The 13,516-nt window shown below is 59.7% G+C and carries 15 protein-coding genes, 1 tRNA gene and 2 pseudogenes; 1 reads left to right on the top strand and 17 read right to left on the bottom strand.

Annotated elements, in window-relative coordinates; translation table 11 throughout:
- Position 1: 1 nt before the first annotated feature.
- The 13 genes from J3R80_RS08380 to J3R80_RS08440 form a co-directional block, all read right to left on the bottom strand.
- Positions 2-1,066, bottom strand: coding sequence for a 2Fe-2S iron-sulfur cluster-binding protein (locus tag J3R80_RS08380; protein WP_275393322.1), 1,065 nt, complete (start codon positions 1,064-1,066; stop codon positions 2-4).
- A gap of 19 nt (positions 1,067-1,085) precedes the next feature.
- A complete protein-coding gene (paaD, locus tag J3R80_RS08385) occupies positions 1,086-1,547 on the bottom strand; it encodes a 1,2-phenylacetyl-CoA epoxidase subunit PaaD (RefSeq protein WP_275393323.1) in 462 nt (153 codons plus the stop codon).
- Position 1,548: 1 nt separating this feature from the next.
- Complete coding sequence (gene paaC / locus J3R80_RS08390) at positions 1,549-2,310, bottom strand: 1,2-phenylacetyl-CoA epoxidase subunit PaaC (RefSeq protein ID WP_275393324.1); 762 nt, start codon at positions 2,308-2,310, stop codon at positions 1,549-1,551.
- A complete protein-coding gene (paaB, locus tag J3R80_RS08395) occupies positions 2,310-2,594 on the bottom strand; it encodes a 1,2-phenylacetyl-CoA epoxidase subunit PaaB (RefSeq protein ID WP_108856777.1) in 285 nt (94 codons plus the stop codon). The genes paaC and paaB overlap by 1 nt, the downstream gene beginning before the upstream one ends.
- A gap of 11 nt (positions 2,595-2,605) precedes the next feature.
- On the bottom strand, positions 2,606-3,598 hold the full coding sequence (gene paaA / locus J3R80_RS08400) for a 1,2-phenylacetyl-CoA epoxidase subunit PaaA (protein ID WP_275393325.1): 993 nt from the start codon (positions 3,596-3,598) through the stop codon (positions 2,606-2,608).
- 2 nt (positions 3,599-3,600) lie between these two features.
- A complete protein-coding gene (gene pcaF / locus J3R80_RS08405; protein WP_275393326.1) occupies positions 3,601-4,803 on the bottom strand; it encodes a 3-oxoadipyl-CoA thiolase in 1,203 nt (400 codons plus the stop codon).
- A gap of 156 nt (positions 4,804-4,959) precedes the next feature.
- A complete protein-coding gene (locus tag J3R80_RS08410; protein WP_275393327.1) occupies positions 4,960-5,901 on the bottom strand; it encodes an AEC family transporter in 942 nt (313 codons plus the stop codon).
- On the bottom strand, positions 5,898-6,710 hold the full coding sequence (locus tag J3R80_RS08415; protein ID WP_275393328.1) for an MBL fold metallo-hydrolase: 813 nt from the start codon (positions 6,708-6,710) through the stop codon (positions 5,898-5,900). Before J3R80_RS08415 ends, J3R80_RS08410 begins: the two co-directional genes overlap by 4 nt.
- Positions 6,710-7,513 carry a TatD family hydrolase gene (locus tag J3R80_RS08420; RefSeq protein ID WP_275393329.1) on the bottom strand — a complete coding sequence of 268 codons (804 nt, stop codon included), beginning with the start codon at positions 7,511-7,513 and terminating at the stop codon, positions 6,710-6,712. Before J3R80_RS08420 ends, J3R80_RS08415 begins: the two co-directional genes overlap by 1 nt.
- A 16-nt stretch (positions 7,514-7,529) precedes the next feature.
- Positions 7,530-8,660, bottom strand: coding sequence for a DNA polymerase III subunit delta' (locus J3R80_RS08425; RefSeq protein WP_275393330.1), 1,131 nt, complete (start codon positions 8,658-8,660; stop codon positions 7,530-7,532).
- Positions 8,657-9,295 carry a dTMP kinase gene (tmk, locus tag J3R80_RS08430; protein WP_275393331.1) on the bottom strand — a complete coding sequence of 213 codons (639 nt, stop codon included), beginning with the start codon at positions 9,293-9,295 and terminating at the stop codon, positions 8,657-8,659. The genes J3R80_RS08425 and tmk overlap by 4 nt, the downstream gene beginning before the upstream one ends.
- Positions 9,296-9,302: 7 nt before the next feature.
- Positions 9,303-10,502 carry a D-alanyl-D-alanine carboxypeptidase family protein gene (locus tag J3R80_RS08435; protein WP_275393332.1) on the bottom strand — a complete coding sequence of 400 codons (1,200 nt, stop codon included), beginning with the start codon at positions 10,500-10,502 and terminating at the stop codon, positions 9,303-9,305.
- Positions 10,503-10,550: 48 nt separating this feature from the next.
- Positions 10,551-11,408, bottom strand: a complete 858-nt coding sequence (locus tag J3R80_RS08440) for an SPOR domain-containing protein (protein ID WP_275393333.1) — start codon at positions 11,406-11,408, stop codon at positions 10,551-10,553.
- A gap of 199 nt (positions 11,409-11,607) precedes the next feature.
- Here J3R80_RS08440 and J3R80_RS08445 point away from each other — a divergent pair.
- A tRNA-Ser gene (locus J3R80_RS08445) sits at positions 11,608-11,697 on the top strand.
- 48 nt (positions 11,698-11,745) lie between these two features.
- Here J3R80_RS08445 and J3R80_RS08450 read toward each other — a convergent pair.
- From J3R80_RS08450 to J3R80_RS08460, 4 genes and pseudogenes are all read right to left on the bottom strand, one after another.
- Positions 11,746-12,243 carry a GMC oxidoreductase gene (locus J3R80_RS08450; RefSeq protein ID WP_275393334.1) on the bottom strand — a complete coding sequence of 166 codons (498 nt, stop codon included), beginning with the start codon at positions 12,241-12,243 and terminating at the stop codon, positions 11,746-11,748.
- The gene (locus J3R80_RS08455) at positions 12,227-12,574 is read right to left on the bottom strand and encodes a GMC family oxidoreductase N-terminal domain-containing protein (RefSeq protein ID WP_275393335.1); all 348 of its coding nucleotides are present in this window, start codon (positions 12,572-12,574) and stop codon (positions 12,227-12,229) included. Before J3R80_RS08455 ends, J3R80_RS08450 begins: the two co-directional genes overlap by 17 nt.
- Positions 12,553-12,726 (bottom strand): annotated as a pseudogene (locus J3R80_RS17285) (hypothetical protein); the annotation flags it as partial. The pseudogene J3R80_RS17285 and the gene J3R80_RS08455, both read right to left, overlap by 22 nt.
- Positions 12,648-12,965 (bottom strand): annotated as a pseudogene (locus J3R80_RS08460) (GMC family oxidoreductase N-terminal domain-containing protein); the annotation flags it as partial. The pseudogenes J3R80_RS08460 and J3R80_RS17285, both read right to left, overlap by 79 nt.
- Between the last annotated feature and the right edge of the window lie 551 nt (positions 12,966-13,516).

Raw genomic sequence — 13,516 nt, forward strand, 5'->3', positions numbered from 1 at the left:
CTTACTGGTCGAAATCGACGACGATTTTGCCCGAACGCGCGAAAGACTGGCACGAGAGGACATAGCCTTTCTCGACCTCGTAATCTTCCAGCGCGTGGTTGGTGATCATGTCCACGTCGCCTTCCAGAACCTTACAGCGGCAGGTCGAGCAGACACCGGCCTTACAGGCGTAAGGGGCGTCCATGTCGTTGGCGAGGGCTGCATCCAGGATCGAGGTTTCGCCGTCCATGGTGATGGTGCGGCTGGCGCCGTCCATTGCGATCACAGCCTCGATGCCGTCGTCGGTTGCAGCGGTCGAGCTGGCGGCTTTCTTGGCCACACGGCCCGGTTGGCTAGATGCAAACAGCTCGAACTTGATCTGTGTGTCGTCCAGCCCGTGATCGCGCAGCGCCTTGGCGATGCCCAGCATCATCGGCTCGGGGCCACAGATGAACGCGGTGTCGACGGATGTGATGTCGATCCAGTTCTTGAACAGGGCGGCACATTTCGCCTCGTCCACCAACCCGGTGAACAGGTCGATTTCTTGTGCGTCGCTTTCCAGAATATGGATCACGTTGAAGCGGCCCATATAGCGGTTCTTCAGGTCTTCCAGTTCCTCGCGGAACATGATCGTGGTCACGGCTTTGTTGGCATAGACCAGCGTGAATTCCGACTGCGGTTCGCGGGCCAGCGTGGTCTTGATGATCGACAGAACCGGCGTAATGCCCGAGCCACCGGCAAAGCCCAGATAGTGGCGGTTGGTGGCGGCATCCAGCGGGATGTGGAAACTGCCCATCGGGGGCATGGCTTCGATGGTCGCGCCCGTCGCCAGTTCTTCATTGGCCCAGGTCGAGAACGCGCCGCCATCGACCCGCTTGATACCCACCTGCAGCTTGCCGTCGTCCAGACCCGAGCAGATCGAGTATGACCGGCGCAGTTCCTGCCCGTCAAAGTCGCGACGGAAGGTGATGTATTGGCCTTGGGTGAAGTCGAACGCCTCGGGGTCGTCAGGGGTCAGCGTCACCACCACCGCGTCGCGGATGGTTTTCTGGATATCGGTCACAGTAAGATTGTGGAAGCGCGCCATATTGGGTCTCCTCAGTGCGTTAGATGCACTTGAAATAGTCAAAGGGTTCAAGGCAGTCGCGGCATCGCCAGAGTGCCTTGCATGGGGTCGAGCCAAACTGGCTGGTGCGTTCCAGATTATGGCCGCCGCAATTGGGGCAGCGGTCTGGTTCACCTTTGGGCGAGGGCGGGGCGATGCCGTATTCTTCAAGCTTCGCGCGGCCCTTGTCCGACAGCCAGTCGGTGGTCCACGGGGGGGACAGTTGTTGTGTCAGGGTCAGCTTCTCGATCCCGCGGTCGCGCAACGCGGTTTCGATATCGAAGTTGATCACGGACGTGGCCGGGCAGCCGGAATAGGTGGGGGTGACGGCAACCTGCAGGGTGTCGCCCTTCCATTTCACATCCCGGATGATGCCCAGATCAACCAGCGAGATCACGGGGATCTCGGGGTCGGGCACCTGATCCAGCCAATCCCAGATCGTATCAACTGACGGCTGACCCATCTTACCAGGTCGCGCCCGGATAGGCGCGCTGCAGCCATTGCATCTGGGTCAGCAGATGGCCCAGATGTTCGGTGTGCATATAGCCCGTGCGCCCGCCCTTGTGGTGGAACGTGTCGGTCGGGATGGTCAGGGTTGCTTGGCCCAGAACCTTAGCCACCAGCGCATCGTATTCTTCGCGCAAGCTTGCAGGGTCGGGGGCAATGCCTGCCTTGACCATGGCCGCATCAACCTCGTCGCTGTCAAACATCTCGCCCACATAGGGCCAGAGGTAATCGAGCGCGGCCTGCATGCGGGCATGGCTTTCCTCGGTCCCGTCACCAAGGCCAACAACCGTGTCGCCCGAGCGTTCCACGTGATAGGCCACTTCTTTCGACGCCTTGGCCGCGATTTCGGCCACGCGTGCGTCGGACGACGTCATCAGGCGCCCCAGCATGATCGAGGACCACGCGTCATAAAGGAATTGACGCATCAGGGTCTGACCGAAGTCACCATTGGGCAGCTCACACAGCAGCACGTTGCGGAAATCCCAAGCATCGCGCAGGAAGGCCAAGTCATCGGCCGTGCGGCCCTTGCCTTCGACTTCACCCGCAAGGCCCAGCCAAAACTGTGTCTGCCCGATCAGATCCAGCGCGGTGTTGGCCAGAGCGATATCTTCTTCCAGCACCGGCGAATGGCCACACCATTCACTGACGCGGTGGCCGAGGATCAGGCTGTTGTCGCCCATCCGCAGCAGGAATTCGAAAAGAGCGTTCTGATCAGCCATTACATGTGCCCCACTTCTTCAGGGATGTCGAAGAAGGTCGGGTGACGATAGACCTTCGAGTTCGAAGGCTCGTAGAGCGGACCTTTTTCTTCGGGGCTGGAGGCTGCGATATGCTGTGCTTCCACCACCCAGATCGACACGCCTTCGTTGCGACGGGTATAGACGTCGCGGGCGTTCTTGATTGCCATTTCGGCGTCCGGCGCGTGCAGGCTGCCCACGTGACGGTGGCTCAACCCGTGCTGGCCGCGGATAAATACTTCCCAGAGGGGCCATTCTTTCGACATGTGATCTCTCCTTATTCGGCGGCTGTGCGCGTTGCTGATTTTTTGCGGGCATGGGCCAGAAGGCCGTCGCGTACCCATGCGCCGTCTTCCCAAGCGGCCACGCGGGCGTCCATCCGGTCGACATTGCAGGGGCCCTTGCCCTTGATGACGTTGAAGAACTCGGCCCAGTCGGGTTCCGAGAAGTCGTGCGCGCCACGTTCTTCGTTCCATTTCAGGTTTTCGTCCGGGATGGTCAGGCCAAGATATTTCGCCTGCGGCACGGTCTGATCGACAAAACGCTGGCGCAGTTCGTCATTGGTGTCGATCTTGATTTTCCATGCCAACGATTGCGCGGAATGCACGCTGTCCTTGTCGGATGGGCCGAACATCATCAGCGACGGATACCAGAAACGGTTCAGCGCGTCCTGCGCCATGCGGCGCTGGGCGTCACTGCCTTGCGCCATCTTCATCATGATGTCGTAGCCTTGGCGCTGGTGGAAGCTTTCTTCTTTACAGATGCGGATCATGGCACGTGAGTAAGGGCCATATGACGTCCGCTGCAGCGGCACCTGGTTCATAATCGCCGCCCCATCAACCAGCCAGCCAACCGCGCCAATATCGGCCCAGTTCAGGGTGGGATAGTTGAAGATGGACGAGTATTTCATCCGGCCTGACAGAAGCTCCTCGGTCAGTTCGTCACGGGTGACGCCCAGCGTTTCAGCTGCGCAATAAAGATATAGCCCGTGTCCGGCCTCGTCCTGCACCTTGGCCAGAAGGATCGCCTTGCGCTCCAACGTGGGCGCGCGGGTGATCCAGTTGCCTTCCGGCAGCTGGCCGACGATCTCGGAATGGGCGTGCTGACCGATCTGACGGATCAGCGTGGCGCGGTAGTCGTCCGGCATCCAGTCCTTCGGTTCAATCTTCTCATCACGGTCCACGCGATCTTGAAAATTTCTTTCCTCGTCAGACATTTCCTCGCGGGTCTTCACGCCAGTGCCTGCGGTTTTCACCAGTTGAGCATACATGGTCAGATCCTTTCCAGAATAAGGGCAACGCCTTGGCCGACGCCGACGCACATGGTGCAGAGCGCATAGCGCCCGCCGGTGCGTTTCAGTTGATAGGCCGCTGTCAGAACAAGCCGCGCGCCCGACATGCCCAGCGGGTGTCCAAGCGCGATGGCGCCGCCATTGGGGTTCACGCGCGGATCATCATCCGCAACGCCCAGTTCGCGCAATGTGGCCAGCCCTTGGGCCGCAAATGCTTCGTTCAATTCTATCACATCCATCTGGTCGATGGTTAGACCTGCTTTTGCCAACACCTTGCGGCTGGCCGGGACAGGGCCGATGCCCATGACGCGGGGGGGCACACCTGCGGCCTGCATCCCGACCACGCGGGCCATCGGGGTCAGCTTGTTCTTCGCGGCGGCGGCTTCGGACGCGATCAGCATCGCCGCCGCCCCGTCATTGACGCCAGACGCATTGCCTGCTGTTACCGTCAGGTCGGGGCCATTCACACCTTTCAGACCGGCCAGCTTTTCAGCCGTTGTGCCGGGGCGCGGGTGTTCATCTGTGTCGACCACAATCGGATCACCCCTGCGCTGCGGGATCGTCACCGGAGTAATCTCATCCGTGAATATCCCGGCGTCGTGCGCAGCGGCCCAACGGGCCTGGCTTCGGGCGGCAAAAGCGTCCTGATCTTCGCGGCTTACAGCGTAATCTTCGGCGACATTGTCAGCCGTTTGTGGCATCGAGTGGGTGCCGTGCATCTTGTCCATTTTCGGGTTCACAAAGCGCCAGCCGATGGTGGTATCGTAAACCGCATTGGCGCGGGTAAACGCGCTGGTGGCCTTGGGCATCACGAAGGGCGCGCGGCTCATGCTTTCGACGCCACCGGCGATGCAAAGGTCATAGTCGCCCGCCTTGATCCCGCGCGCCGCCATGCCGACCGCATCCATGCCCGATGCACACAGGCGGTTGATGGTTGTGCCGGGAACGTCCACAGGCAGCCCCGCCAGAAGGGCCGCCATGCGCGCCACGTTGCGATTGTCTTCGCCCGCCTGATTGGCTGATCCATAAAGCACGTCGTCCACCGACGACCAGTCCACGTCTGGATTGCGTTCCATCAGGGTGGCAATGGGTATCGCGGCCAAATCGTCGGCCCGCACTTGCGACAGGGCACCACCGTATCGCCCGATTGGGGTGCGAATGGCTTCGCAGATCAAAGCGTTCATATGGTCCTCCCAAACCGAAAAATGTGCTCAACTAAAGCTGACCGTTTGGTCGATAATACGTGCGGCAATGATTCGGAGCAAGAGGATATGTTACAGAATTTCCCCTCTCAAAAGGAAATTGTAACGTGCGGTTATGATGTCGGGTTGTCCGGTGGTCTAGAAGCCAGAGGCCGCCAGCAATGCCAGCCATGCCCAAGCGGTTAGCACTGACAGTCCGGTTGCCACCAATACCGTCGTTGCTGCCACGCGTTTCCCCACGCCATAGAGATTGGCAAAGATATAGGCGTTTATGCCAGGCGCGGATGCGGCCGTAACAATGGCCGAGCGGAACTGGTCAACATTCAAGCCAAATGCGAGACCCAGCCCCCATGTGATTGCTGGATGCAGGAAAAGCGAGATCAGGCACAAATAGCTGACGATCCGCAAATCTCCCTCAGGTCGGTAGCGGTAAAGGACGCCACCAAGTGCAAAAAGGGCAGTGGGCAGGGCCGCGCGGCCCAGCAGGTTCAGCGCTTCGACCAAAACGCCCGGCATTGGAATGTGCAGCAGGTTCACGACGAACCCGGCGGCAATCGCCAGTACCAGCATGTTGCGCGTCATCGCCCGGGTGATCTGGCTCAGGGTTTCCAACGGTCCGGCGCCTTGGGCGCGGGCGATCTCCATCGCGGTGATACCGATCGCGTAGCAGATCGGAGCGTGGATCGAGATAATGGCATAGTTTCCCGCCAAGGCGTCCGGCCCGAAGGCGCGCTCGGTGATGGGCAGACCCAGCAACAACGAGTTTGAAAACAGGGTTACGAACCCGAAGGCCACCGCGTCCGGCCAGGGACGTCCAAACAAAAGGCGCGCGCCCAACAGGCCAGCAAAAAAACCTGACACCGCGCCGGTATAGAAGCTGCCCAGAAGGGCCAGGTCAAATTCGGCACCGAGGTCCAAACGGGCGATGGCCAGAAACAGCAGGCAGGGAATGGCAACCGACTGTGCAAAGCGCATCAATCCGTCGATCGCCCCATCGTCCAACATCTGCCGCCAGCGCACCAGATAGCCAAACCCGATCACCAAAAAGACCGGCAGGACGATGTTCACCAGCGTGCTCATTCAAGTGGAATGCGGATGGTCATTCCGTCATAGGCTGGGGTGATGTGTGGGGGCGTTTCGGCATCGACCGTGGCATGGTCCAGGTCGATATGCATGTTGGTCAGCACACCTTGCCGGGCACCAACGCGGTCGATCCATTCCAGCGTCTGGTCAAGATGGAAATGTGTGGGGTGTGGCGACCGGCGCAGGGCATCCAGCACGAAAACATCCAGATCCTGAAGCAGCGGCAACACCTCGTCGGGGATCTCGTTCACGTCGGGCAAATACACCAATCCGCCGATGCGAAATCCCAGTGAATCCATCATTCCGTGACGCACCTCGAACGGCGTCATGCGGATGTCGCCACCTACACCGCCAATAACCACATCGCCCTTGCCAACATTGATCGAATGAAGATCCAGAATGGGCGGATAGCTCGACCCCTCGGGTTGCACAAACGCATAGCTGAACCGCGCCAATAGGGCCTCTTGCGTCGGACCATCCGCCCAGACGGGCAGACGCCGTTTCATGTTGAACACCACCATGCGCAGATCGTCGATGCCATGGGTGTGGTCCGCATGGCTATGAGTGAACACGACCCCGTCCAGCGTACCGACCCCTGCCGCCAAAAGCTGGTGGCGCATATCAGGGGACGTGTCGATCAGCACGCGGGTGACGCCACCATCGTCACCGGTGCGGGTAACAAGCGCCGAACAGCGGGTGCGGGTGTTCTTGGGATTGTCGGGGTCGCAATCCCCCCAGTGACCGCCCAGCCGGGGCACGCCCCCGGACGAACCGCATCCCAATATGGTGAAGTCGATCTTTGCCATCATACCCCCACCGTATGGGCCGCAGCTTTCGAGAATAACCGGTCGAAATTGGCTTGGGTTTGGGCGGCGAAATCTGCGTAGGGCAGGCCAAACACCTCGGCCCCGACCCTGGCCGTATGGGCGGAGTAGGCCGGTTCGTTGCGTCGACCACGATGAGGCGGCGGGGCAAGATAGGGCGCATCCGTTTCAACCAGAATACGGTCCACCGGCGCGGCCGCGAAAATGTCGCGCAGGTCTTGACTGCGCGGGAATGTGGCGATGCCGGACATGGACAGATAGAAACCAAGGTCCAGTGCGGCCTTCGCAAGCTCAGCCCCCGAGCTGAAACAATGCATGACACAGGAATAGGCACCGATCTTGTGTTCTTCCGTCAGAATGCGGGCCATGTCCTCGTCCGCGTCACGCGAATGGATGATCAGCGGCAGACCTGTTTCACGCGCTGCCTGAATGTGAACGCGCAGGCTTTCGATCTGCGCCTCGCGGCTGTCAGCCGTGTAATGATAATCCAAGCCACTTTCGCCAATGCCGACAAACTTCGGATGGTCCGCCAGCGCGATCAGCTCATCAACCGTCACCATTGGTTCCGACGCTACGCTCATCGGATGGGTGGCTGCTGCGAAGAACACCGGGTCATACGTCTCGGCAATCGCGCGCACCTGATCCAGGTTCGACATCTTGGTGCAGATCGTCACCATGCGCGTCACGCCGGCTTCGGCAGCCCGCGCGATCACTTGATCCAGCTCGCCTTCGAAATCCGGAAAATCCAGATGGCAATGGCTGTCGGTGATCCGGGGCGTGCTCATAAGGGGCGTCCTTGCCTCAGGCGGCTTGGCGCGCCGCCGTGTCGTTGATCCTGAAAACCATATCAAGGATGAGCGCGGCAGGGTCAAGGTTCACAGCGCGACCATGGTTGGCGCGGGCCGACAGCTCTTGTTGCAGACTGGCCCAAGCGCGGGCTGCATCAGGGCCGGGCGACAGGCGGGCCAGACATGCGGCCTCGCCCGGTGCAGCCTCGGCGGACGGTGAGAAACCGGCCCCGTGGCGGGCCAGACGCGCCAGAAAGAACTCGAACAGGCGCAGGATCAGCTCGAATTTGTCGGCGTTGGCTTTCCCTACCGCGCTGTTTGCCAACTTCAAAGCCTGCGGGCGGTCAAATTCACGTCCCGCCGAAAAAATATTGATAAGCGAGGCATAGATTGCCAGCCCGTCAAGATGTTGAAGCCGGAGCGCATCCCCCGCCGATCCCGCCGCCAACTCACCCAACCGCAAGGTGGCCTCGGCTGATGGGGTTTCATCCAGCCCTGCCATGATTTGCGCCAGATCGTCCGGGGCCAGCGGCGCAAGCCGCAATTCGCGACAGCGTGAGCGGATCGTGGGCAACAGGCGGGACGGTTGTTGGCTGATTAGCAGCAGAACAGCGCCTTCCGGCGGCTCTTCCAGAAGTTTCAGAAGTGCATTGGCGGCCGATGTATTCATCTCATCGGCCGCATCGACGATCACGACACGACGTCCGCCGCCGGCTGAGGACATCGCGAAAAAGTGCTTAAGCTTACGCACCTCATCGACAGTGATATCGCTTTTAAGGCGCTTGTTCTTCTCGTCCCACGGACGACGCAAAAGAAACAGGCCGGGATCCGACAGAACCCGCACCCGCCGCGCCACAGGGTGATCGTCGGGCACATCAAGGCTGGTGGGCGTGGGGGCCGCAAACATGCCACCATCATCTGGCGGGGTGGCCAGAAGGAACCGGGCGATGCGCCAGGCCAGCGTTGCCTTACCCACACCACGCGGCCCGGTAATCAGCCAACCGTGATGCAAACGGTCCGAGGTATAGGCTTCCAAAAAAGCTGCCTCGGCAGGGGCTTGCCCGATCAGTTGAGGTGCCTCACGGGGGTGGGGGGCGCCTTCAATCCGATCAGATTCGGGTATGTCGTCAAGTTCCGTGCTCATGCGCTGGACTTCAGGCTGTTCACCACTTCGTTGGCGATCCGCAGAACATCCTTGGCGACAATGTTGATGTCGCGGGTTCCGTCGATGACACGGAAGCGGTCAGGATATTGTTGGGCGAGGTCCAGAAATCCAGTGCGCATCTTCTGTTGCAAGTCGGCGCCGAAATCCTCGAACCGTTCCTCGGTGCCGCCGCGCCCCTTGGCGCGCGACAAGCCGATATCGGGATCCATGTCGATCAGGAAAGTCAGGTCCGGTTCGCGCCCGATGACAAGCTCATGGAGCTGATCCACCATGTTGCGCAAATCGCCGGATCTGGTGCCCTGATACATGCGCGTACTGTCGGCGAAACGATCGGTGATCACGATCTTACCCTTGGCGAGAGCGGGATTGATCAGTCGTTCCAGATGGTCGCGCCGGGCGGCCGTAAACAACAGCAGCTCGGTTTCGGCGGACCAGCGATCGGGGTCACCTTCCAGAACCAGCGACCGGATTTCCTCGGCCCCCGTGCTGCCGCCCGGTTCGCGGGTCAGGACAACATCATGCCCCGCTTCTTCCAACGCTTTCGCCAGCAGTTTGGCCTGGGTGGATTTGCCCGAGCCATCAATGCCTTCAAAACTGATAAAAAGCCCTGCCATGCCTACGTCAGTTGCTTGTGGTCGGTGCTTCTGACTGGATTGCGGCAGGCGGCGCGTCATTGCCGATCACCAGCGCCAGCACGCGTTCGGCAGCCACGGTCAGGCGCTTTCCGAACCCGGCATTTCCCACACCTTCCTCGGCGAATAACGGCACCACGGTATCATTCAGACCGTCCCGGCTGATCACCATTTCAGCCAGTTCCTGACCCTGCGCAATCGGGGCCGCAATAGGGCCATTCCAGTTGATGGTGGCTGAAATGCCCTCGCGTTGTCCGGCGGGGATCAGAAGATCGACATCCTGAGCGGGAACAAGACCCACCGTATCGACAGACCCCAACCAAACATCCGCTTCGGCGACGCGCTCTCCAGCCTTCATGGTTGTTTTCATGGTGAACTGACGAAACGCCCAGTTGACGATGGCTTCTGCCTCTTCCGCGCGTTCCTTTTCCGAGTTCATACCGGATACGACAAAGACAATCCGACGATCCCCCTGACGGGCCGAGCCGACCAGACCATACCCGGCTTCCTGCGTGTGACCGGTTTTCAGACCATCAGCACCGATGCCAAGGTCCAGCAACGGGTTGCGGTTGAAACGGTTGTCAGGTGCGCGGCCCTTGTAGTGGTATTCGGACTGGCCGAAATAGTGATACAGGTCCGGAAACTCGACGATGATGTGGCGTGCCAGAATGGCAAGGTCTTTCATCGACATGCGCTGCATGGGGTGCGGCCAGCCCGAGGAATTACCAAAGCTGGAATTCTCCATGCCCAGATCGCGTGCGCGGTCGGTCATCATACGGGCGAATGCGTCCTCGGTCCCGGCCAGACCCTCGGCGACTGCGACGCAGGCGTCATTGCCTGACTGGACGATGATGCCCTGGATCAAATCCTCGACCGTCGGGCGGTCGGTTTGCTCCAGAAACATGGTCGACCCGCCGATGGCGGCGGCGCGCTCGGACACACCAAACGGGGTGCTCATCGTAACGCGCCCATCCGCGAGTGCTTCGAACAGCAGGTTCACGGTCATCAGTTTCGACATGGATGCAGGCGGCAAGGGTATTTCAGCGTTCTTTTCCATCAGAACCGTGCCGGTGTTGATATCCAGCACATAGGCCGAACTTGCACGGGTTTCAAAAGCACGGGCGGGCAGGGAGGCCGCCGCCAGCAGGGATATCAGAGCAGAGAGGAACACGGTCAGACGGATTAGCATCGCAGGTCAGTGGCCTTTATTGACATTATTGAATTGCCGCTACGGGCATTAGTTCGAGACTGGATAGGCATCGGTGAAGCCCATCGCGCCGGTTTTCTTCAGCGCCGCTGCGCGTTCTGCCTGAGTGCCAACCGGGCCGACCAGCACGCGCCAGAAGGATTTGCCGTCCTTTGAGCCGGGTTTGAGGGTTGCAGTCAAGCCAGCCTTCTGCAACTCGGCCACGGTTTGTTTGGCATTGGCTTCGAACGAAAAAATGCCAGCCTGGATATAGGGTTTGGACAAGGTGCTGGCGGCGGAGGCCTGCGGCGCAGTTGGTTTGGGCGGAGGGGCAGACTTTGCCGATGCCGCTTCGGTTTTGGCAAGAGCGGCAGAGGCCGCTGCAATCGGATCGTCCAAGGATGATTGTTCGATATTTGCCGGTGCATCCAGTTCTTCGGTCGGTGCGGCAGGTTCTTCCTTTATGACCTCCTTGCGCAGGGCCGTCACGCTCAATTCGGCGGGGGCGCCCGCCAGCATACCAAGCGCTTCGGCGGCATCCGATGACACCTGAAAGCGCGGGCCGGGCACTTCGCGTTCGCGCCGGAACAGGGCGCCGACGACGGATTTTCCATTGGCCTGGTTACGGATGATCACCCGTTCGGGGTCTGTCGCGTCCGGGTGTGCCACCCAGACACCGCCAAGGCTGGGACGACCGTCCCAAAGTCCTTTTTCAGCCAGCTGAAAAATCTCGGGCGCCTCAACGTCCCGCTCACCACTTTGAGCACGCCCGCTTTTGCCAGCAGCGGCGGAGGCCGAACCCTTGTCGTTCTTTTTCAGAAAGTCGGGAAGTTTGGCGTCGTCGCAACCCGAAAGAAACAGTGCGCTGCCCAATACAATGGCCACTTTCAGAGTGGTCTTGCTTGCCATGTCTCGCCCCTAATTGTCATGCGGGCCTTGCGCCCGGAACTGCTCTGCTGTCGGGTATCGATCCCGATTAGGCGGTAGTCTAACGATACATCGGGCGCGTGAAAAGGCTCTCGCGTAACGCGATCTTCCTGTGGGCAAAAACCAGCCCGCGAAAACCTGCTTTCAGAATCGCATAACCACCGCTATCTCTTCGCTCGTCGGAGGAGTGGCAGAGTGGTTGAATGCACCGGTCTTGAAAACCGACGTAGGTGAAAGTCTACCGTGGGTTCGAATCCCACCTCCTCCGCCATCATCAAAATGCGGCCTAGCGGCAGGGTGCTGCCGCCCGAAACACCGGTTATCTGGCGTTGTGTTTTATCATGTCACCGGCCTGACGCAGCAAGGCCGTGTCGTCCTGATGTGCAGGACCGGGCAGGATTTCCTGGGGACGATAGTGTTTCAGCGCGGCGACTGACATTATCTGGCGCGCCTGCCGGATCGAGGCGACCGCCACCCGCTTGTCATTTTCAGCCGAAAGATAGTTCAGCTGAATTTTCGGTTGCACTGTCTGATCGGTTGATTGTGCATGGCAGCTGTCGATACTTTCCGGCCGCAGATTGCACACCGACACGGTGATCGCCGGGAACGGATGCAGCGGATCACCCAGACGGTCTGTGGATAGTGGCTGCACATGATACTCCAAATCCGGTGTCGCCAACGATGGGTCGGATTTCGTGAATATTCCGAACTGACTTGGCGCCATGGATAACGGGCCGCTTTGGGTCAGCATGTATTGCAGCCCCATGCGCGCTTTTCCCCAAAATGAGTTGGCCATCGTGTTAAGGGTTTTTTGCATCCTGCACCTTGAACACCGTGCGGATTTGCAGGTGGTCCTGAAGGTTTTCGCCGACCCCCGGACAATCATGGGTGGGGGTGACGCCCAGATCAGAAAGTCTATTCGGCTGACCAATGCCCGACAGTTCGAGTATTTTCGGCGAATTGATCGCACCCGCTGCCAGCACCACCTCGGCTGTACAAAACGCCCTGTATGATCGGCCTCTCCAGCGAAAGGTGACCCCCTTTGTGGTCTTTCCATCGAGGACCAACGTTCGGTATGCGTCTGCGTCAGAAGACGAAGATTGGGACGATTCAGAGCGGGTCGCAGAAAGTTGGTCGCGGTGCTCCACCGAACGCCATTTTCTGGTTTACCTCGAAGAAACCCGAACCTTCGTTGTTGCCGTCGTTGAGTTCGTTGCGCGGTTGAGTGCCGTTTTCTTTTGCAGCCTCCTGAACCGCAGAAAGAATGTCCCAGTGCAGTCGTTGTTTCGAAACCTTCCATTCGCCGCCTGTGCGGTGCATGTGGGTGTCGCCGCCGTGGTGATCTTCTGATTTCAGAAAGTAGGGCAAGACATCGTCCAATCCCCATCCGACATTTCCCATTTGCCGCCAGTTGTCATAGTCAGACGACTGTCCACGCATATAGATCATGCCATTGACCGAGGTGCAGCCGCCCACAACCTTGCCACGGGGATGAACCAGTTCACGCCCATTCAGGCCTGGCTCGGACGCGGTTTTCATCACTGCGTCATTCAAACCGCTCCCCTAGGCAGATTTTCGGCCACCGCGACGAGCCATGCGCGCCCATGCTGTGGGTTATTCTGGACCACCCTCTCTGATGGTTGTGTTAAACGCAATGACTTTCCGCTTCTTTCGGTGCCAATTCGGATATGGATACAGGGCGGGGGTTGGTCGGATCCGGATCACCCAAGCAAGATGTGCGCAAGACCTGAACTGCTACCCCTATTGTCGTTGAGGGCAGGGTGGCCGACCCATATCTTCCATCATCTTTTCGTGGAACACCTCGACCGGTGTCTTCCATCAGAGACCGCCCGGATGTCGCGCTTGCGTGGAAGCCATCTGAAGCCATCTTCGGACCCGGCGATTGGTGTTCGCGACAGTGGCTTTCTGCTACGGCGAGAAGGGATCGCAAAACCACGTCTGCGTTTCGATCTCGGCTTGCAGACGCCGCCAGCTGACGAGCTCGGTGCTGCGATCGCAGGTTATGAGGTTGCGACGCCCTTATGTGCGAAGTTGGAACCCCAATCGTTGAGGCCAGAACCTGTTTTTTG

Origin of the sequence: Aliiroseovarius sp. Z3 (assembly GCF_029105185.1) — a bacterium.
GTDB lineage: Bacteria > Pseudomonadota > Alphaproteobacteria > Rhodobacterales > Rhodobacteraceae > Aliiroseovarius.